Here is a 20484-nt window from a genome sequence, read left to right on the forward strand (position 1 = left end):
GAAACCATCGCCCCGTGGGGGCGCGTGTGGGGCCACGGGCGGAACACGAGCCGTACAACTCGGGCGGCCGGACCGACCTGGGCCGCGAGCGCGCCCAGGAGTACGGGGCGGCGCGAGGCCCGCGGGGGCGCTCTGCACGAGGGTCCCTCTCGCGCTAAAAGCGATTGGTTTGCTTTAAGTCGTCGTAGGCCCTACGGTCATCTAAAGCAAACGATTCGCTTTTGCGGTGGTCGGAGGTCCTGCACCAGCCCCGGCCCGTCGCGCCGTACAGATCCGGAAGGAAGCCATGACCAGCGAACTCACCCCACAAGAGGCAGCCCGAGGGGCGCTGCGGGCGGGGCTTCCCCTCGGGGACGGCCGACACGAAGGAGTGGCCATGACGGCCAACTACATCCACTCCGTGATCAGCACGTTGCGCGAGCTCGATTTCGGCGAGACCCCTCCCGCGTCCTCCTACCGAGCCGGACAGGGGAACGCCGATGCAACCGTTTGAGCTGTCGCTGACCGAAGCCTCCCGTGCGGTTCGCGCACGGGAGCTGTCCCCCGTCGAACTCACCGAATCGGTGCTCGCCCGTATTGCCGTCGTCGAAGGACGGCTGGGCGCCTACGTCACCGTCGCCGCCGACGCGGCCCAGGCCGCAGCGGTCCGCGCCGAACGGGAGATCTCCGGAAGCGGACCGCGCGGGCCGCTGCACGGGATCCCCATGGCGCTCAAGGACCTGATCGACGCGGAGGGGATACCCACCACCGCGAGCTCGAACGTCCGGGCAGGGCACGTGGCGGAACGCGACAGTCGGGTGGCCGAACGGCTCGGCGCCGCCGGGACCGTCCTCCTGGGCAAGACGCACACGCACGAGTTCGCCTACGGCCTGACCACTCCGCAGACGAACAACGCGTGGGACCACAGCCGGGTCGCGGGCGGGTCGAGCGGCGGCTCGGCGGTAGCTGTCGCCGCCGGCGGGGCGACGTTCGCCATGGGCACGGACACGGGCGGTTCCATCCGGGTCCCCGCTGCCCTGAACGGCGTGGTGGGCCTCAAGCCGACCTACGGCCTGGTCCCACGCACAGGCGTGACCTCGCTGTCCTGGTCCCTGGACCACGTGGGCCCTCTCACCCGCACCGTCCAGGACGCCGCGCTGGTGCTGTCGGCGACCGCCGGCCACGACCCGCGCGACCCGGCGAGCGTGTCCGGCCCGATGCTGGACCGCTTCCCGGGAGGCGACCTTCGAGGACTGAAGATCGGCATACCGCGGAACCACTACTTCGACCGGGTCACGCCCGAGGTCGAGGAGTCCGTACGCGGCGCGATCGAGCGGCTGGCCGAGCTGGGGGCGGAGCTCGTCGACGTCGAGATCCCGATGGCGCGTCACATCCAGGCCGTTCAGTGGGGGCTGATGGTTCCCGAGGCCACCGCCTACCACGAGCGGTCGCTGCGGACCACCCCCGACCTGTACGCGGCGGACGTTCGTATCCTGCTGGAGGCCGGCGAACTCACCTCCGCGGGCGACTACCTTCGCGCCCAGCGGGCGCGCACCATGATGCGAGACGCCTGGGCTCGCATGTTCGACGGAATCGACGTCCTCGCCGCGCCGACGGTGCCGATGACCGCCGCCGAGGCGGGGCAGGAAGCCGTCGAGTGGGCCGATGGCACGACCGAGGCCGTGTCGGACAGCTACGTCCGCCTCTGTGCCCCCGCCAACATCACCGGCGTCCCGGCCCTCAGTCTGCCGGTCGGTCACGACCGCGCCGGACTGCCGGTCGGTATGCAGCTGATGGCGCGCCCCTTCCATGACGCGACGGTGCTCCGCGTGGGCCGGGTCTACGAGGAGTCGGTGGCCGGCGCGGGGCGGCTTGCTCCCCTCGCTGTCTGAGAGAAGGCGGACGTTCCAGCCGGCATGCGGTTGCATCGCCGCTGGGACGTCCGCCGTGCTCGGGCACCCGGATACGCGGCCCTGCGGGTCGCCGACGCCGGCCGCCGCCTAGAAGCAACGGATTCGCATTAAGGTGGATCGTATGAGTCCTAAGCCCATGGCCCGTCCCGGCGGGCGCAGCGCACGCGTGCAGGAGTCCGTCCACGCGGCGGCACGTGAACTCGTGGGGGAGGTGGGCCGAGACGCGCTCACGGTCCCGATGGTGGCCACTCGGGCGGGCGTGACCCCCTCCACGATCTACCGTCGTTGGGGCGACCTGCAAGAACTCCTGTCCGACGTGGCCGTCGAACGGCTGCGCCCGGAAACGGATCCGGCAGATCTCGGAAGCCTGCGGGCCGATCTCGACGCGTGGGCGGAACAGTTCGTCGACGAGATGGCCTCGCCGCCCGGGCGCGCCTATATTCGGGACGCCCTGCTCGGCGACCCCGACGGAACGAATGCCGGTCAGTGTTCGGCGTATGCCGCAGAGCAGATCGACGTCGTGTTGGCCCGTGCGGCGCAGCGGGGGGAGACGGTGCCCGAGACGGAACTGCTGATCGACCGTGTCGTGGCGCCGATCATGTACCGCATCCTCTTCCGCCCTGGCCGACTGGATGCCGCATACGCGCGCGAGCTCGTGACGAACGCCGCGTACGCCTAGCAGATCGAGGCCGGCGCTCGCCCCATCCAGACAGCCGCCCCTGACGCTCGAAGAAGAAGCCCGACAACTGACCACTTCGCTCGTCGGGCGGTCCGGCCGCTTGGCAGTGGAGGCCAAGCGGCCGGCTGTACTGGCAGGGGTCCCTGAAATCCCCAGTGGGCGCTAGGTTTTCCTGCCCTTGCGGTCGCGTTGATTCAATCGCTGCTGGAAGTGAGGCAGGAGATCGGTGTGCTGTCGGCGTAGAGCGGCTCGCGCTGCGTTGGCTCCGGGGGCGCCGTGGACACCGCCTCCGGGGTGCGCGGAGGCAGAGGCGAGATAGAGGCCCGGAAGGGGTGTCTCCGGGCGCCCTGTGCCGGGGGAGGGGCGGAAGATCAGCTGCTGGTGCATGGCGGTGGTTCCGCCGTTGACGGCGCCGCCGTGGAGGTTGGCGTCCATGCTCTCCAGAGTGGGCGGGGCGAGGATGCGCCGGGCCCTGATGAGGCCGCGGAAACCCGGGGCATAGGCGCTCGACCTGCGCTTCGACCCGGTCCGCCATGATCTCCTGATCGCGGATGTTCCAGGACCCGGTCAGCCCGGCCTCCCCGGCATCTCCTCGTACCCGGTGCGGCACATGCGTGTATGCCCACGCGGATTCGGTGCCGAGGGGCGAGCGGCTGGGGTCGGCGGTGGTCATCTGGCCGAAGAGGGCGAAGGGCTCGTCGGGGATGCGGCCCATGGCGATGTGCGAAGCGAAGCGGGTGAGACTGTCCATGCCATCCGCGAGGTGGACGGTCCCTGCCTGAGCGGCCTCCGGGCAGGTCCAGGGCACCGGGCCATTCAGCGCCCAGTCGACCTTGAAGGTGGCGAAGTCCCACTGGAAACGCTTCAGATCGGCGAGCAAATGTCCGGGAAGGTGCTCCTCGGCCACCAGGGAGCCGTAGAGCGCGGGCGCGGATACATCGGCCAGGACCGCCCTACGGGCCGGGACTGCCTCGCCGCTGGCCGTGCGTACGAGGTCGAGTTCAACGGATACGACGCCGCCGACTGGATGCGCCGACACCGCCACATCAACCTCCACACCTCCGACCACCGGCGCATCAACGCCCAGCTCACCCACGCCGACGACGAAACGACGACCGCACCACTCCTCGATGGCCTACGCGACCTTGTCGCCCACGCCGACGAGCTGCCACGTGCCCCGTACATCCGCATCCCGGACCCCGGCGACCTCCGCCTTCAGCAGGTGGCCCTACCGCGCGACGCCTTCTTCGGCCAGGTCGAACAGATCCCCGCCGATCAGGCAGCCGGCAGGACCTGCGCCGAGATGCTCACGCCCTACCCCCCAGGCATCCCGGCGGCCCTCCCCGGCGAACGACTCGACCAGGCCGTGGTGGACTACCTGCGGACCGGCGTCGAGGCGGGCATGCTCATCCCCGACGCCGCCGACAGCACGCTCGCCACCATCCGTGTGTCCGTGCATGACGCGGACGCCGACTGACCGGCATCGACGGTGATCACAGGCCTCCACGCTGATCAGGGCGGTCATCCACCGAGCCCACGTGGGCGACGGAGGCCGACGACGACCCATCTCCGCGTGAGCGGCGAACCGTCCGAAGGTTGGCTAGCGTTGGAGAGGGTACGCGGCACGCGTCCACCCGACTGGTGCGGAGAGGCGGAGCGCCCATGAGCGTGATCGAAGGCTCGGTCGACGTGGACGTGCAGGTCAGGGCGGCATACAACCAGTGGACCCAGTTCGACAGTTTCCCCCAGTTCATGGGTGGGGTGGAGCGGGTCGACAAGCCCCAGGCCACCCTGTCGCACTGGGTGACCCGCTTCGGTGGTGTGACCCGGGAGTTCGACGCGAAGGTTGTCGAGCAGCGCCCCGACGAGCAGGTGAGCTGGCGCAGCCTGGAGGAGCCCTACCACATGGGGTTCGTGCTGTTCGAGCCGTTGGGCGACACTGCTTGCCGAGTGACGTATCGCGTCGAGTTCACTCCGCAGGGCCTGGTCGAGCGGGCCGGTGATGCGTTTGGCGTGGTCCGTCGGCAGGTCCACAGCAGTCTGCGGGGCTTCAAGGAGTACATCGAAGGCCAGGGCAGGGAGACCGGCGCGTGGCGCGGAACCATCAACGGTGGCCATGTGCAGCCGCATGCCAAGCCGGAGCCCCGGCCGGTGCCGCACTGGCCCACGGGTTGAACGCCGGCCAGCCCACTGGTGGGACCCGCCGACGTCGACGAAACCGTCGGGTAAGGGACCGCGAGCAGGTGATATGGCCGTCGTTCACCCGTCCGGGCGCACTGCTCGCACGAAACGGCGGTACTGAGCGAAAGGCTGATACATGCGAGAGTCATCGACCGGAGACCCTGGTGGAGAACGGGCGAAAATCACGCCGCCGAAGACCTGGGCGGCCGGTGTACCGGCGGTTGCCCACGCGGTTCAGTACTCCCTGGCCGAGACGTCGCCGCGGCGTACGGCCCTGAACCTGCTCGACCTGAACCAGACCAAGGGGTTCGACTGCCCGGGCTGCGCCTGGCCGGACCCTGACCCGGGCAACCGGCACCTCAATGAGTACTGCGAAAACGGTGCGAAGCACACCAACGACGAGGCCACCACTCGGCGCATCACTCCCGAGTTCTTCGCGCGCCACTCTGTCGCCGACCTGGCGCGGGCCTCGGACCGGTGGCTGAACCAACAGGGCCGACTGACCCACCCGATGGTGAAGTGGCCGGGCTCCGACCACTACGAGCCGATCAACTGGCACGAGGCACTCGGGCTGCTGGCCGAGGAACTGCGGAGCCTCGACACTCCCGACGAGGCGGTCTTCTACACCTCGGGCCGCGCCGGCAACGAGCCCGCGTTCGTCCTCCAGCTCTTCGCCCGCGCCCTGGGCACCAACAACCTGCCGGACTGCTCCAACATGTGCCACGAGTCCAGCGGCACCGCTCTCCACGAGACGCTGGGCATCGGCAAGGGCGATGTAAGTCTGGCGGACATCCATCACGCCGACCTCATCATCACTCTGGGCCAGAACCCCGGCAGCAACCACCCCCGCATGCTCTCGGCGCTGGAGGAGACCAAGCGCAGGGGCGGCAAGATCGTCGCCGTCAACCCTCTGCCCGAGGCGGGTCTGATGCGCTTCAAGAATCCGCAGAAGGCGAGCGGGGTGATCGGCAGAGGCACCAACATCGCCGACCAGTTCCTCCAGATCCGCCTGGGCGGCGACCTCGCTCTGTTCCAAGCCCTGAACCTCCTGCTGCTCGAAGCCGAGGAGGCCGCGCCAGGTACGGTGCTGGACCGCTCGTTCATCGACGCCCACACCAACGGCTTCGACAAGCTCGCCGACAGCCTGCGCCGCACCGTCTCCTGGCCCGATGTCCTGGCCGCCACAGGGCTGGGCCGGTCACAGATCGAGGAACTGCGAGACCGGGTCCTGGCCAGCGAGCGGGTCGTCGTCTGTTGGGCGATGGGCCTCACCCAACAGAAACACGCGGTGCCCACCATCCGCGAGGTGGTGAACTTCCTCCTCCTGCGGGGCAACATCGGCAAGCCGGGCACGGGAGTCTGCCCGGTGCGCGGACACAGCAACGTGCAGGGCGACCGGACCATGGGTATCTGGGAGCAGATGCCGCAGGACTTCCTCGACGCGCTGGGACGTGAGTTCTCCTTCTCCCCTCCGACAGCGCACGGCCTGGACACGGTGAATTCGATCCGGGCCATGTCGGAGGGCCGGATCAAGGTCTTCCTGGGGCTCGCGGGCAATTTTGTACGGGCTGCTCCCGACAGTGACTTCACCGCGGACGCGATGCGCCGTTGCCGTCTCACGGCGCACATCTCCACAAAGCTCAACCGTTCCCACGCGGTGTGTGGCGACACCGCGCTGATCCTTCCCACGCTGGGCCGCAGCGAGCGGGATCGCCAGAGCGGCGGCGAGCAGTTCATCACCGTCGAGGACTCCATGAGCCAGGTGCACGCTTCGGCAGGGCGTCGGGAACCGGCTTCGAAGCACCTGCTCAGCGAGGTGGCGATCCTGAGCAGACTCGCCCGCCGCACACTCGGGGACCGAGTGCCTGTTCCGTGGGAGGACTTCGAGGCGGACTACGGGCACATCCGGGAGCGCGTCGCCCGGATCGTTCCGGGCTTTCACAACTTCAACGCCCGGGCGGCGAAGCCGGGTGGCTTCGGCTTGCCGAACCCGGTCAACGACGGCGTCTTTCCCACGCCCAGCGGCAAGGCGCTGTTCACCTGTAACGACTTCGAGATGCTGCGCGCCCCGGCGGGGCACCTGCTGCTCCAGACGCTGCGCTCGCACGACCAGTGGAACACGGTGCCCTACACGACGAACGACCGCTATCGGGGCATTCACGGCTCGCGCCGCATTGTCATGGTCAACCCGGTCGACCTGCGTGCCCTCGGCCTGGACGACGGCGCGCGCGTCGACGTGGTGGGCGTCTGGGGGGACGGTATCGAGCGCCGGGCGGAGGACTTCCGGTTGGTTTCATACTCCACACCTCCGGGCTGCGCCGCCGCGTACTACCCGGAAGCCAACGTCCTCGTACCGCTGGACAGCGTGGCCGATCAGAGCAACACCCCGACGTCCAAAGGGATCCTGGTCCGCTTGGAGCCGCGTCACGATGCCGCGCCCGGCAGCACGGAGCCGCTCGGCGCGTCGCGGGAAGGTGCACGGTAGGGATCACAGCCGGGCCGTCGGCAGTCCTGGGAGTGGTGGTACGGAGCACGAGCGGTCGCGGGGCGTGGCTCTTTGGAGTGACGAAGGGCGGCGTGCGAGGTCCTAGTGTCGGATGGATGAGAGTGATGGAGGACAGGTGGCCCCGGTGGGGCGCCGACGCCGGGCTGGTCGTGCTGACGTTCCTGCCGCCGCTGCTGTCGCAGCCGTACGTGGACACATCCGGGCCGGCCTGGGCGTCGCTCACGGCGTACGAGGCGGTGGGCGTGGCGGCCCTGCTGCTCAGGCGGCGGCTGCCGGCCACCGCCTTCGTCGTGGGTTTCGCGGCCCTTCTGGCGGCGCTGGTGGGGAGCGCGGGCGCGGGGGCCAAGCTGTCGCCACTGGTCTTCCTGCCGCTGGCGGTGCTGCTCTACAACCTGGGCAACCGCTGCGGGAGCTGGCGGCGGGCGGTGTCGGCGGTCCTCGCCGGCGTCGTGCTGGGCTTGGCCGGTCTGTGGCTGAACCGGATGACGACCGACTCCGGTGACTTCCAGGGCGGCCTGGACGTCCTCGCCGCGCTGGCCCCGATGCCGCTTGCGTGGGCGATGGGGTTCGCCGCGCGGACCCGGCAGGCGCTGCTGGCCGCCGCCGAGCAACGGGCGGCCGACGCGAGCCGGGCACAGGTTCTGGAGGCGGCGCAAGCCACGCAACGCGAGCGGGCACGGATCGCCGGTGAGATGCACGACGTGGTCGCCCACTCGCTGACCCTGCTGGTAGTACACGCGGAGACCCTGCGGGCCCGCGGCGGCGAGCTGCCCGACTGGGCTCGCACCCAGGTCGACGGGCTGGCGGCGGCGGGCCGACAGAGCAGCGGCGAATTGCGTGACCTGCTGCGGATGTTGCGAGACCCCGCGGACGCCGTCCCCCTCCAGCCGGTGCCGGGCCTCGGCGAGCTGAAGGCGTTGCTGGACAGCCACCGGGCCGCGGGTGGGACGGTGGAGTTGACGACGGGTGGCGCGCTGGAGTCCGTGCCGGGTCCGGTGCAGCTGGCGGGATACCGCACCGTGCAGGAGGCGCTGGTCAACGCGCGTCGGCACGCGCCCGGGGCACCGGTCCTGGTGAGTGTCGACGGCGACTTGGGAGAATTGCGGTGCGAGATCGTGAACGGGTGTGCCTCAAGGCGCGGCACGCCCGGCGCGGGTGTCGGACTCGGACTGGTCAGCATGGAGGAACGGGTGGGTGCGCTGGGCGGCGAACTCGTCGCGGGGCCGACCGAGGCCGGCGGATTCCGCGTCGTGGCCACGATGCCGTGGGAGTCCGCGGGTGTCTGAGCAGATCAGCGGGTCAGCCATGGGCGAAGGGCCGGTCAGTGTCCTCGTGGTGGACGACGAGCCCATCATCCGCGCCGGGCTGAGCGCCATCCTGGACAGCCAGGCTGACATCACCGTGGCGGGCACCGCGGACGACGGTGAGCAGGCCGTCGAGGCGTGCGCGCGGCTGCGGCCGGACGTGCTGCTGATGGACATCCGCATGCCGCGTCGCGACGGCCTGTGGGCACTGGCCGAGCTGGGCCGGCGGGGACTGCTCGGGCCGGGGCGCAGCCGGGTGCTCATGCTGACGACGTTCGACCTGGACGAGTACGTCGACGACGCGCTGACGTCCGGGGCGTCCGGATTCCTGCTGAAGAACAGTTCGTACGAACAGCTCACCGAGGCCGTCCGTGCTGCGGCGGCCGGGCACAGCGCGCTGAGCCCTGCGGTGACCCAGCGGATCATCGAGGGCCATCTGAGCGGCCGGCGCCGGCCCGACGACCAGGAGCTGGCCCGGCTGCGGGACCTCACCGAGCGGGAGGTCGACGTGCTGCGTCTGGTCCGGGACGGGCTGAGCAATGCCGAGATCGCCGGGCAGCTGGTGGTGAGCCTGCACACCGTGAAGACACACGTCAGCCGTGTGCTCATGAAGACCGGCTGCCAGAGCAGGGCGCAGGCCGCGGTGCTGGCCAGGAACACCCTGTCCTGACCTGGGTGCCTATGAGTCATTCCTTGGAGTGACCCCGAGCCGACGGGAAGCCCGCCATCGAGCGATGTACCGGCGGCGCGGCGCTGACTGAATGGTTGTTGTGCGTGGGACCCGCCGAAAGGCCGCTCAACGGGCGCCTGCCCGGTCCCTCGACGCACACAGCACATCGTCACGCGCCGAAGGGAACCGCCATGTCCGCATACACGCCAGACACGTTGTCTCGATACACGTCGTCTCGCCGTCACCGAGTTTTCCGGGGAGCGCTGACCATGGCGCTGGCGACCTGCATGGGCGCGGCGCTCGTGAGCTGCTCGGACGCGGGTGCGAAGGAGGGCGGGCCTGCGGCCGGGCGAAGTACGGCGAGCCCGGCGGCCGGCGAAGAGCTGGCCGGCCTCGCGCAGCAGGCGGCGGACACGGGCTCCCTCGGCATCATCGTCCGCGTCGACTCCGGCGACGGCAAGCCCGTCGAGGTCGCCCGGCAGGCCGCCTGGACGGAGGACGATCACCGACTGGCCGCCGATGACCTGTTTCGGGTCGGGTCGAACACCAAGACGGTGACCGCCACTCTCGTCCTCCAGCAGGTCGCCGAGGGCCGGATCGGCCTGGACGACCCGGTGGAGAAGTGGCTTCCGGGACAGCTGGAGGACGGCGCGGACATCACCGTACGGATGCTGCTCAACCACACCAGCGGGCTCGGCGACTTCCTGCTGACCTCCGAGTTCCTGCCCTCTCTCACCGGCCAGGAGCAGCGCAGGTGGACGCCGGAGCAGCTCCTCACCATCACGCCCCAACGGGTGTCCGCGCCCGGTGAGACGTACTCCTACAGCAATGCCAACTACAAGGCGCTCGGGCTCATCCTGGAGAAGGCCACCGGCACAGGCCTGGCCGAGCTGATCGAGAAGAGGATCACCGAGCCGCTCGGTATGAAGGATTCGTTCCTGGCGACGAACGCCGACTGGGAAACGGACGAGACCACCGGGAAGCAGCACGTAACCGGCTACGAGCCGGCCGCCGAGCGGCTGAAGACCATCCTCTCCAGGACCGTGGACCTGCCCGATGGCGTCGGATTCGCCGGTCCCGGGCGTCCCGGGGACAACATCGACACCTCCGCCATCGACCCGAGCTGGTCCTGGGCGGCGGGCGGTATGGTCTCCACCGCACAGGACTGGCAGCGCTTCCTGACCGCGCTGGTGTCGGGTGAGCTGCTGCCGGAGGCGCACCTGAAGCAGATGCGCACCACCGTCGACGCTCCTGAGGAGGGCGGAGGCTACGGACTGGGTCTGATGCGGGTGGACACCTCCTGCGGCACGGTATGGGGACACACCGGTGGCCTGCCGGGCTACTCCAGCGAGATCTACACCGACGTGAGCGGACGGCGCAGCGTCGCCGTCCTGACGAGCACGAACTTCGGCATCAAGGACGAGAAGGCCGCCATCGCGAACAAGACCCTCGTCGACGCGGCCACGTGTCAGATGCTCGGCGAGCCGCAGCCATCGGACCGCCCGACGGCATGACGGCATGACGGCATGACGGCATGACGGCCGCGGAGACAGGCCGTCACTGCCGCCCACGCCGTCCACGGAGCCTCAAGCCTTCCGCGGCGCTCATGTCGCCGCGCGGCTCACGGTCCTGCGCCGGCTGGACGCGGTCATGTGAAGCAACGCTCTACGCCCCACGACCGAACACCACGGGCCTCACGCTGCCCGGCACGGAGTCCCGGCGCGCCATCGATCTGCTGGACGAGAGGTTCCCCGCAGCCAACGTGGAGGGCGCCACGGCCACGATCGTCCTGCGGGCTCCGGACGGGCAGAGCATCGGTGACGCCGATGCCAGGAAGGCCCGTGACCGTGGTCTTGCGGTCGAGGGCACCGGCGACGCCCTCCCCGTGGCCGGCGAGAGCAGCACCCTGGAGATCATCGGGTTCGCGCTCGCCGGGATCGTCCTGGTCATCACCTTCGGCTCGCTGTCCGCCGCGGGACTGCCTCTGGTCACCGCGCTGCTCGGGGTCGGCGTGAGCCTGGCCGCCATCACGGCGCTGGGTTCCGCGCCGACGCCCGTGCGGCGATCGAATCCGGCTCCCGGTCGAGCGCCACGGTCGTCACCGCCGCGACCCTCATCATGATCATGGTTTTCGCGGGCTTCGTGGGTTCTCACGACCCCACGATCAAGTCCATCGGATTCGGTCTTGCGGTCGCGGTCGCCTTCGGCGCCTTCGGCGTTCGGATGACCATCGTCCCCGCCGTACTCGTGCTGCTCGGTGACTGGGCCTGGTGGCTACCGCGCCGGCTCGTAACCCGACATCGACATCGAGGGCGGGAAGCTGACCGTGTTGTGCCGCCACCGGAACGGACGATGACTCGTTCCCGTTCCGAGAGCGCACAGCGCTGACGTATCAGCCGGACCCTGGACGGCGATGCCGTTTGCCACGGTCATGAGGTAGCGGCCGAGCGCTCCGGGATCAGTGTCCGGATCGTGGCTGGAAAGGCGACGTTGCCGGTGTCGGGAGTCGCTCGTGACACTTGTGAGCATGGCTTACAGATGCCGGGCCGCGACCGACGACGGAACTCTCTGCAGGAATCCGGTCAAAGGGCCGGGCTTGCGTTGCCATCATCACCTCGGTCGCCCTGAAGGGGGTGCGGGCCGACGAACGGCCAAGCGGGCGTCGACCCCACGGCGAGCTCCGGCCTCGCGACGCACAGAGCCCGCTCCCCGACGTACGCAGGTCGTGCGGCGGTCAACGGCACCGCCCCGCCGTACACTCCCAGCAGCGGTGGCAGCCCAGAAACCCTCCGCACGGACGCAGGAGAGACAACAAGCCGAAGCTGTCGCAGCGTTTTGCCTGGATGTTCTGAAGGACGGCGGAGCTGCGGCGATTGCTGACCGAGCCGCCGCGTACGTCTCCGACGAAACCTGGAAGGCGCTGGTCAAGAGGCACCAGAGGCGCGGCTGTGACGACCTTGCCGAGCTGGCCAGGAACATCCTCAAGGGTAAGGAACTGCTGCACGCAGCCGTTGGACGCGCGGCAGGAGGTCTCCTCGGATTGTTCGGACGTCCACCGATAGCGCGAGAGTTTGCCCGGGAGGTCTCCGCCAGAATTCCGCTCCCGGGGGATGAGCAACTGGTCGCTGCTGCACGCGGTTTGCAGGTGGCCGGAATCTACGTCTGCCTGACCGGCAAAGGTGATCTCGCAGGCTGCACGTGCCTGAAAGACGTCCTGGGACTGGAGGGGGTGGGACAGGTCAAGAAGCTTGTCGAGGGATCGGTAGCGGATTGGTTGGAGTTGCCCGGCCGGGTGCCCATCCTTGGATCAGGGGGGTGATGCAGGTTCCGGTGCAGGTGGTGAGGAGCGGCAGGACATCGGCATGCGCACCAATTCATCGACGTAAGCGTACGACTTCGAGGAAGGAATACTCCTCAGAAGGATGGCGCCAGCAGGAGACTCGTGGTGAGGCTGCCAGGAGGCCGTGAAGCATACGGCGTCGAGCTGCCTGTAGTCGACGGGCGTCAGCGAATCGAGCGACGGACGTGGCCCAGGCATAAGCGTCCGACACAGGGAAGCGAGCTTCTCGGACCACAGCGCCTCGGCGAACAGCGCTGTGCGAGGGACACCACCACATTTCAGGGTGAGCCCTGCCTGCCGGATATCGTGGTCCTCCTGCGTCGTCGAGGGAGGCCGTGCCTCCCACTGCGCTGCGTTTGCTTCGTGCACGTCTCTCAGTACGTCGGCAACGGTCGCTCCCCAAGCGAGGCAATCGCCGGGTCGTCGATTTCCCACGCCGTGCACGAACAGGCACCCGACGTGCCAAGGTGCTGGCGGAGTCGCTGCACCGTGGCTCCTGCTGCACGAAGCGCCCCTGCGATGCCTTCTGGATGTACTCAAAACACGCATCCTGTGTGTTTGTCGGCCAAGGCGGAGGTCGCCTCCCGGTAGCGCATGAACAGATTGCAACTGATCGATGGCAACACGTGACCGAGCCTTCTTCTGGAAGCTGGCCGTTGCGCGCTGCACCGGCAAGGCCGCGCCTGCGGGCTGTGGCGACGCGGGTGGACGGACGCCACTCGTTCGCCAGGCCTTAGGGTTTTCCTGGACGCAGAAAGCACTGCTGTTCGACGAGCTCCCTTCGCGGAGGAGCCACTGGATCAGTGAAAGTCGTCGATCCCGATGACGGCGCGAATATGCTGGTGTTACCGGTGAGGGGTGAACCCTGAGCGGCTTCAGAGGCTGAAGGCGAGGTCGGTCACATCCTCGGTCTGCTCTTCGCCATGTGCCCCTGACGTGCCCTTTATTGTCTGCTTCGAACGAGGATGCGGCCGTCGCATGAAGCGCGCTGCCCTGTCGTCGTATGTTGAATCCGGTCCCTTCCGGATCGCCCACCCTCCGAGGAGAACATCCGTGCAGGCCAAAGAGACCGTCTTCGCCGATCTGATGCAGGGCCGGACCCAGCAGTTTCAGGTACCGCTCTATCAGCGCACTTACTCCTGGTCGGAAAGGCAGTTGGCCCAACTGTGGAACGACATCCTCGAACAGGCTGGACTCCTGGGCTCCGGTACGCCGGCCAGTACACACTTCCTGGGATCGGTAGTGCTCGCCCCGTCCCCGCAGAATGAGGCAACCTTTCCCCGCTGGCTCGTTGTCGACGGTCAGCAGCGGCTGACCACGTTGTCCCTGGCGTTGGTGGCGATTCGTGACCACATCGCCGATGGGAATGCGGATGACGCCGAGCGCATCGACGAGGAATACCTCATCAACAAGCGAAAGCAGGGTGACGAGTACTTCCGCCTGTTGCCCACGCAAGCGGACCGGCCGCAGTTCGCAGCCCACATCCGGAGTCTTCCTGCGGAGCAGGCCGCGGGGGACAGGGTGGCCTCCGCCTACGGATTCTTCCGCCGCAAGTTGGTCGAGGCCGATGATTCGGCGAACTCCGGGAAGGTTCTGCGCATCGAGCAGGCGCTCACCTCGCGCCTCACGCTGGTCGTGGTGAGCGCGGAACGCGGTGACAACGTGCACCGCATCTTCGAGTCCCTCAACAACACAGGGCTGAAACTCAGCCAGGCGGATCTGCTGCGCAACTACTTGTTCATGCGTCTACCCAAACACGGCGAGCGTGTCTATGAGACGTATTGGCTGCCTCTGCAAGCCAGCCTCACCAACGATGAACTCGAACAGCTGATGTGGCTGCAGTCAGTCCGGGACCGGCGCCTGGATGCGCTACCGCTACCGGCACATCGTCGTGGACGAGGCCCAGGACCTCGGAGCCGCGCACTGGAAGATGCTGCGTGCCATGGCGCCCAGCGAGTCCGACGACATCTTCCTCGTCGGTGACACACATCAGCGGATCTATGACAACCAGGTCACGCTGGGCAGCCCGGGCGTCAACATCCGGGGCCGCTCGGCGAAGCTGACGCTGAGCTACCGCACCACCCGCGAGATCCTGGGCGCCGCGATCGGCATCCTGGAAGGGACGGACTTCGACGACCTCGACGGCGGCGACGACGACCTGGCCGGATATCGCTCGGTGCTGCACGGCGGACGTCCCTCCCTGCGGAGTGCGGACAGCTGGGACAAGGAACTCGATCTCGTCGTGGAGCAGGTGCAGGCATGGCACGACGTCCCGCGCGAGTCCGTCGCGGTGTGCGTACCGACGAACGACATGGCCGACGAGGTGGTGACGCGGCTCGCTCGCCGCGGCATCATGGCCGCGAAGATTACGGGTGACGGGGCGCGAGGGTCGAGGGGGTGCACGTCGGCACCATGTACCGGTTCAAGGGACTCGAGTACCGCTGCATGATCATCGCCGGCGTCTCGGAGGGCCTGGTTCCCCGCTCGGCCGTGGATACCTGGGAGCGGACCGACCGCCTTCGTCACCGGCGCGAACTGCAGCGAGCGCGCTCGCTGCTGTTCGTCGCGGCCACCAGGGCACGGGACGCCCTCACCATTTCCTGGAACGGTGAGCCCAGCCGATTCCTTCGCGCCTTGGGTGCGGGAGGTAACTGAGCTTGCTCCCTGCATCTGGGGCATAACCATGCCAGGCCTGCGTGCCGAGCAGTCGAAGAGGCTCGATGCTCTGGGGGCAAGTGACCATTCAGAGGGAGGGTGCCGTGGACCCGTGCTGCTGACCGGAGGCCATGATGTCCCCCGCGCCAGGGCACGTCCTTTCGGTCCTCAGTGGCTCGCGGCCGACGAGCGTTGACCGCGGGCGCGGGGGCGGCGTAGAAGCTAGCAGCGCTACTAGTAACTGGCCGTGCCGTGAGCGGCCAGGGACAGCGGCTGGGCCCTGCGTACCGGTCTCCCCTCCGGCCGAGGTTCAGTCCCGCAGCCCGTAGAAGCGGATCGGGGAGTTCGGTCGGAAGCCGATGCGCGGATACACGGGTGCCCCGGCCTCCGTCGCGTGCAGGGTGGCACGGGTCAACCCTGTGGCCCGCGCACCCTCGTGCAGGGCCTTCCTCGTCACGGCTTCGCCGTAGCCCCGGCGCTGCCACGCGGGGTCCGTGGCGACGAGCGCGACGAAGAGGCGGCCCTCGGCCGCCACCGCTCCGGCGCACGCCACGGGGACACCGTCGCGCAGGCCGAGGTAGGCGTGTACGTCCTGCTTCCAGAGTGTGGAGCCGGCGAGCCCGTCGCGGCCGTCGGCCAGGTCGAAGCCGTAGGCACGTGAGTTGAGGTCCGCGTAGGCGGTCAGCTGGTCGTCGGAGCGGACGCGCACGAACGTCAGGTCGGGGTGGACCGGGTCGGGGACCGGAAGCAGATCCCCGGCCATGCCGGTGCCGGGGAAGGCGAGTTGGAGACCTGCCCGTCCGGCCGCCTCGTCCAGTACCGCCCGTGCGCCGTCGTCCAGCAGGTCTTCGAAGAGCCAGAGGAAACCGGGGCGCCGCTTGGTGCGCATGATGTCCGCGGCCTGGGCCAGACGCCGTTCCGCGAGCGGCGCGTCGGCCTTCACGTCGGTCAGCGTGACGCAGTTCCAGAAAGCGAAACGGGAGTCCGCCCAGCGGACGCCGATGCCCGGAAGGTCACGTACGTCTGCCCCCGGGTCGCGGTCGAGGACCAGTGCCCGCCAGACCGTGGCGAGCTGCTCCATCGATTCCGTCGAGTCCGCGAGATCCTTCATCGAAATTCCTCAAACAGTCGCCTGCACGGAATGCTGTCGGAGAGGTCAACGAGCCGAGGTGGCGGAAGTATCCGCGTGTCTGCGTGCCGTCGACGCAGAGGCAGTGGCTGATCAGTCCCCGTGTTCGTCCGTGGCCCGGGGTGTGCGGGTCCTCGCCCGTACCTTGCCGACGGCGCACTCGGAGTCGGGGGCGTCGAAGCGTCCCCGCTCCGGGCATCGGTCACCTTGTTCGAGGGTGTCGGGCGCAGCGGTGCGCGGGCGGAGCATAGACACGCCAAGAGACACCAAGCATCATGGCTACTGGTCAAAATCCTTTGCCTGCTTGTTACTTCACCTCAGGAGAACGATGTCCTTCCGCATGTCCCGCAGCAGACCCCGCGCCCTTGCTGCCCTGGGCACCCTGGCAGCCGTACTCGCCACCGGTGTCGCCGTCTCCCCCTCCGCGAGCGGGGCCGCCATCCACCCGACCTGCAACACCACCAAGGCTGTCTCCATTACCTCGGGTCACTACGTCACGGTGCCCGCCTACGGCAGCTCCAAGAGCCTGACCTGCAAGCTGGTACTCAACCAGACCAAGGTGAACCCGGCCGTGAAGGCGCTCCAGAAAAGCCTGGCGAAGTGCGAGGGCTACTCCTACCTCGGCACCCCCGACGGCTACTACGGCCCGCAGACGTTCCTCGCCGTTGAGGCCCTCCAGGGGTCGTACGGGCTCTCCAAGGACGGCATCTACGGCCCGAACACCCGTGACGCGATGAAGCACTACAGTTCCACGCTGGGCTGCGCCCGCATCTGACGCCGGGATTCGGCGCCTGACGGCACCGGCCGTCCTTCGCCGCTTCTCGGCACCGCGTCATGGCCGTGTGTGTCATCGCCCTTCGGTCTCCCCGTGTGTGTACGCCTCCTCCTTCGGCAGTGCGCGCAGGGTGGTCCGGGCCTTGAGGAGCATTTCCTCGTACTCGGCCTCCGGGTCGGAGTCCAGGACGATGGCGCCGCCCGCGCCGATGGTCAGTTCGCCGTCGTGGCGGACGGCGGTGCGGATGGTGATGCTAAGGTCGGCCGTGCCCGTGTAGCCGACGAAGCCGATGGCGCCGGAGTAGACGCCTCGGGCCTCGCCCTCCAGGTCGTCGATGATCTCCATGGTGCGCAGTTTCGGCGCCCCCGTCATGGACCCGCCGGGGAAGCAGGCCCGGACCGCGTCCACGGCGGAACTGCCCTCGCGCAGGGTGCCGGTGACGGTGGAGACGAGCTGGTGCACGGTGGCGTAGGACTCCACCGCCATGAGCGAGGGGACGGTGACGGTGCCGATCTCGCAGATCTGCCCGAGGTCGTTGCGGAGCAGGTCCACGATCATCAGGTTCTCGGCGCGCGTCTTGGGGTCCGTGCGCAGCGCGCGGCGCGTGGCCGCGTCGGTGTCCGGGTCCGGGTGCCTGGGCGCGGTGCCCTTGATCGGCTTCGCCTCCACGGTACGGGCGGCGTCCACCTTGAGGAACCGCTCGGGCGAGGAGCCGAACACCGCTAGGCCGTCGAGGCGCAGCAGCGCCGCGTAGGGGGCGGGGTTGAGCCGCCGCAGGCGCCGGTAGTAGGCGAGGTCGTCGGCCGGTGCGGGCAGGTGCAGGTTGGTGGTGAGGCAGATCTCGTAGCTCACGCCCTCGCGCAGCCTCCGGTCGCACTCCTGGATGTCCGCCAGGTACTGCGCGCGCGGGCGGGCCAGCCATGCCGAGGCGTCGTGCTGCTCGGGGGGTGGCGGGGCCGAGGTGTCCGTGTCCGCGACGGGGAGTCCGGCAAGGACGGGGACGACCGTTCTGATCCACTTCTGCGCGGCGTCGGAGTCCTGCCGCTCGCAGACGGCGACGACGTACGTGCGGTTCTCGGCATGGTCCACGGCGACGAAGCGGTCCGCCTGGAGCCACACCGCGTCCGGGGTCCGCGACCGGTGGGCGCGCCGTCCGCCGAGGTCGGCCTTCAGTTCGTAGCCGAAGTAGCCGACGTAACCGCCGGTGAAGTCGAAGGGCAGCTCCCCGGCCCCCTCGACCACACGGCCGGTGCGGCGGTCGAGTGCGTCGAAGATGCTGCCGTTCTCCCGGCGCGAGGTGCCGTCGGGGTGGTTCACGGTGGTGTGCGCGTCCTCGACACGGTAGGTCAGCATCTCCGCGTCCGGCTCCTCGGCGGCGCCGAAGAACGAGAAGCGGGCCAGACCCGGTTCCACGTGTGAGCTGTCGAGCCAGAAGGCGCGGGTGCTCGTCCCGTACAGGGCCAGGTACGCGGCCTCCGCGTCCACGGCCCGGTCCAGGATGTCGTACTCCGCGCGCAGCCGCGGCGGTGACGCGTCCGACGCCGTATCAGGCACGATGCCCGACGCCGCGTCAGGTACTGCGTCCGGTACGGGCATGGCGGCGGACCTGCCCTCGTACGGACCCGTGCCGTTGTCGCGCCCCGTCAGTGCCAGGTCCCGGAAGTTGGCCACGAGGCGGGCGCCGTGCTCCGTGCAGATCGACTCCGGGTGGAACTGCACGCCCCACCATGGCCGTTCGCGGTGGGCCAGGCCCATGAGCACGCCGTCCTCGGCGCGCGCGGTGACCTCCAGGTGGGCGGGCACGGGTTCGGCGACACTCAGCGAGTGGTAGCGCACGGCGGTGAAGTCCTGCGGGATGCCGGCGAAGAGGCCCGTACCGCTGTGGCGGATCGTGGACAGATGGCCGTGCCGGGGCTCCGGCGCGGGTGTGACCGGCGCGCCGGCCAGCAGACCCACGCCCTGGTGGCCCAGGCACACCCCCAGGACCGGCAGCCCGGAGTTCTCCAGGACATCGCGGGAACGGCCGAAGTCACGGGGGAGGGCCGGGTGGCCGGGGCCTGGGGAGATGACCGCGGCGTCGAAGCCCTGCGGGTCGAACCGGTCCCGGTCATCGGCGTCGTTGCGTACGACGACGGGGGCGACGCCGTACACCTTCGCCAGCAACTGGTACAGGTTGTACGTGTAGGAGTCGTAGTTGTCGATGAGCAGGACGCGCATGGGTCAGCACCTTGGGTGGGGTGGTGGTCAGGGGGTTCGGGTCGACACCGTTGACCAGTCGAAGGGAAGGGTGTCCAGGACGTCCAGCTCTTGGCAGAGCTGCCGCAACCCACTGAAGTCCTGGAGGAGCCGCTTGCCGCCGGAGGCGCTGCTGACGTCCCGCAGCATCTCCTCGCTCCCCTCCACCCCGAGCAGGTCCAGGATCCTTGCCCAGGTCGTGAAGTCGTGTGCGGCGAAGGCCTCCATCCCGTCGGCCAGAGCGGCGAGGAAGTAGTCGCGCTGCCCGGGGGAGAAGTGCTTCCACGCCTCCTGAGCGAGGGTGTCCGCGATCGAGGCGTGACAGTACTCGTCGCGGTTGTGCAGGACGGCCGTCATACGGTTCACGGGCTGGATCTCGTGGTTCTCGGCGACGAGGTCCAGGTGGGCGTTGACCGAGATCTCCGCGACCGTGGTGAAGGCGAGCGACACCAGGGCCCGCTCCTCGTCCGTCCCGGCCGTGGCGATCCGGTGCGCCTGCCTGCGTGCCTTGTAGGCGAGAGGCAGCGCCGTCTCCGGCATCCGCCAGCCGCGCTTGCGGCGCGTCACGGCACTCGCGTTGAGGTGCATCAGTGTGTGGTATTGCTCGTCGACCATGGCCTGGGTGACCGCGAGCGTCATGGACTCGCCGCCGACGCCGGTGTCGAAGACATCCTGCGTGACCAGGGCGAAGCCCGGGTTCACCACATGCTGTTCGATGTCCATGATGTTCTTGTTGAAAGAGATCCACCCCCACGCGAGAATCCGCGCCCGCGTCGCGTCGTCGAGAGCGAGGTAGGTGGGGTGCTCGCGGAAGGGCAGCAGGGCCTCGGGGAAGTCCGGCCGGTCCAGTTCGAAGACGTCGTCCAGGTTCGGCTCCTCCTGCTTGACCGTGGCGCGCCGGTGCCAGTTGCCCGCGAGCCTGCTGAGGACGGCGTTCTCCACCGCGTCGTGCGGGTCGTGATCCGGGAGCGACCGCAACCGTCGCGCCACGGTGGACGCTCCGGGATCCGCCTCATCGGGTATGTCGTTCATGGTGACCTCGGTCCAGGTCAGAGCAGGCTCGGGCAGAGGTGGTCGAGGAGTTCGGAGTCCGCGGGACAGCGGTCGTCCAGCAGCGC

At 68.9% G+C, this 20484-nt stretch carries 16 protein-coding genes and 3 pseudogenes; 15 read left to right on the top strand and 4 right to left on the bottom strand.

From position 1 onward, the window contains the following. Positions 1 to 286: 286 nt before the first annotated feature. The 3 genes from AB0C75_RS09995 to AB0C75_RS10005 all read left to right on the top strand — a co-directional run bounded on the left by AB0C75_RS09995 (position 287) and on the right by AB0C75_RS10005 (position 2571). The gene (locus tag AB0C75_RS09995) at positions 287 to 493 is read left to right on the top strand and encodes a hypothetical protein (RefSeq protein ID WP_249626581.1); all 207 of its coding nucleotides are present in this window, start codon (positions 287 to 289) and stop codon (positions 491 to 493) included. Continuing rightward, entirely contained in the window at positions 480 to 1871 is a 1392-nt protein-coding gene (locus AB0C75_RS10000; protein WP_362888882.1) for an amidase, read from the top strand. The genes AB0C75_RS09995 and AB0C75_RS10000 overlap by 14 nt, the downstream gene beginning before the upstream one ends. A 142-nt stretch (positions 1872 to 2013) precedes the next feature. After that, positions 2014 to 2571: a TetR/AcrR family transcriptional regulator gene (locus AB0C75_RS10005; protein WP_362888884.1), complete on the top strand. Its 558-nt coding sequence runs from the start codon at positions 2014 to 2016 to the stop codon at positions 2569 to 2571. Between the two features lie 162 nt (positions 2572 to 2733). Here AB0C75_RS10005 and AB0C75_RS10010 read toward each other — a convergent pair. Next, a pseudogene (locus AB0C75_RS10010) lies at positions 2734 to 3562 on the bottom strand (NAD(P)/FAD-dependent oxidoreductase); the annotation flags it as partial. Between the two features lie 36 nt (positions 3563 to 3598). Between AB0C75_RS10010 and AB0C75_RS10015 the strand changes: the two are divergent. From AB0C75_RS10015 to AB0C75_RS10065, 11 genes and pseudogenes are all read left to right on the top strand, one after another. Further along, positions 3599 to 4048, top strand: a complete 450-nt coding sequence (locus tag AB0C75_RS10015; RefSeq protein ID WP_362888886.1) for a hypothetical protein — start codon at positions 3599 to 3601, stop codon at positions 4046 to 4048. A gap of 185 nt (positions 4049 to 4233) precedes the next feature. Continuing rightward, on the top strand, positions 4234 to 4746 hold the full coding sequence (locus AB0C75_RS10020) for an SRPBCC family protein (RefSeq protein ID WP_362888888.1): 513 nt from the start codon (positions 4234 to 4236) through the stop codon (positions 4744 to 4746). Between the two features lie 142 nt (positions 4747 to 4888). Continuing rightward, complete coding sequence (locus tag AB0C75_RS10025; protein WP_362888891.1) at positions 4889 to 7237, top strand: FdhF/YdeP family oxidoreductase; 2349 nt, start codon at positions 4889 to 4891, stop codon at positions 7235 to 7237. Positions 7238 to 7362: 125 nt separating this feature from the next. Continuing rightward, entirely contained in the window at positions 7363 to 8544 is a 1182-nt protein-coding gene (locus AB0C75_RS10030; protein ID WP_362889173.1) for a histidine kinase, read from the top strand. 19 nt (positions 8545 to 8563) lie between these two features. Then, positions 8564 to 9232, top strand: a complete 669-nt coding sequence (locus tag AB0C75_RS10035; protein WP_362889175.1) for a response regulator transcription factor — start codon at positions 8564 to 8566, stop codon at positions 9230 to 9232. 269 nt (positions 9233 to 9501) lie between these two features. Continuing rightward, a complete protein-coding gene (locus tag AB0C75_RS10040; RefSeq protein WP_362888893.1) occupies positions 9502 to 10746 on the top strand; it encodes a serine hydrolase domain-containing protein in 1245 nt (414 codons plus the stop codon). Between the two features lie 92 nt (positions 10747 to 10838). Beyond that, the gene (locus AB0C75_RS10045; protein ID WP_362888894.1) at positions 10839 to 11354 is read left to right on the top strand and encodes an MMPL family transporter; all 516 of its coding nucleotides are present in this window, start codon (positions 10839 to 10841) and stop codon (positions 11352 to 11354) included. Next, positions 11297 to 11620, top strand: a complete 324-nt coding sequence (locus AB0C75_RS10050) for an MMPL family transporter (protein ID WP_362889178.1) — start codon at positions 11297 to 11299, stop codon at positions 11618 to 11620. Before AB0C75_RS10045 ends, AB0C75_RS10050 begins: the two co-directional genes overlap by 58 nt. A gap of 382 nt (positions 11621 to 12002) precedes the next feature. Next, positions 12003 to 12551, top strand: a complete 549-nt coding sequence (locus AB0C75_RS10055) for a hypothetical protein (RefSeq protein ID WP_362888896.1) — start codon at positions 12003 to 12005, stop codon at positions 12549 to 12551. Between the two features lie 1107 nt (positions 12552 to 13658). Next, positions 13659 to 14300 (top strand): annotated as a pseudogene (locus AB0C75_RS10060) (DUF262 domain-containing protein); the annotation flags it as partial. A gap of 121 nt (positions 14301 to 14421) precedes the next feature. Further along, a pseudogene (locus AB0C75_RS10065) lies at positions 14422 to 15227 on the top strand (3'-5' exonuclease); the annotation flags it as partial. A gap of 310 nt (positions 15228 to 15537) precedes the next feature. Here the strand turns inward: AB0C75_RS10065 and AB0C75_RS10070 are convergent. After that, positions 15538 to 16338: a GNAT family N-acetyltransferase gene (locus AB0C75_RS10070; protein WP_362888898.1), complete on the bottom strand. Its 801-nt coding sequence runs from the start codon at positions 16336 to 16338 to the stop codon at positions 15538 to 15540. 358 nt (positions 16339 to 16696) lie between these two features. Here AB0C75_RS10070 and AB0C75_RS10075 point away from each other — a divergent pair, with 358 nt between their 5' ends. Further along, the gene (locus tag AB0C75_RS10075) at positions 16697 to 17131 is read left to right on the top strand and encodes a peptidoglycan-binding domain-containing protein (RefSeq protein ID WP_362888900.1); all 435 of its coding nucleotides are present in this window, start codon (positions 16697 to 16699) and stop codon (positions 17129 to 17131) included. 72 nt (positions 17132 to 17203) lie between these two features. On the opposite strand, the gene pabB is transcribed toward AB0C75_RS10075, so the two are convergent. Continuing rightward, positions 17204 to 19348, bottom strand: a complete 2145-nt coding sequence (pabB, locus tag AB0C75_RS10080; RefSeq protein WP_362888901.1) for an aminodeoxychorismate synthase component I — start codon at positions 19346 to 19348, stop codon at positions 17204 to 17206. Between the two features lie 27 nt (positions 19349 to 19375). Beyond that, positions 19376 to 20398 (bottom strand): diiron oxygenase, encoded by a 1023-nt coding sequence (locus AB0C75_RS10085; protein WP_362888903.1) that lies wholly within the window; start codon positions 20396 to 20398, stop codon positions 19376 to 19378. Positions 20399 to 20484: the final 86 nt, after the last annotated feature.

Source organism: Streptomyces sp. NPDC048565 (genome assembly GCF_040650935.1).
Classification (GTDB): domain Bacteria; phylum Actinomycetota; class Actinomycetes; order Streptomycetales; family Streptomycetaceae; genus Streptomyces.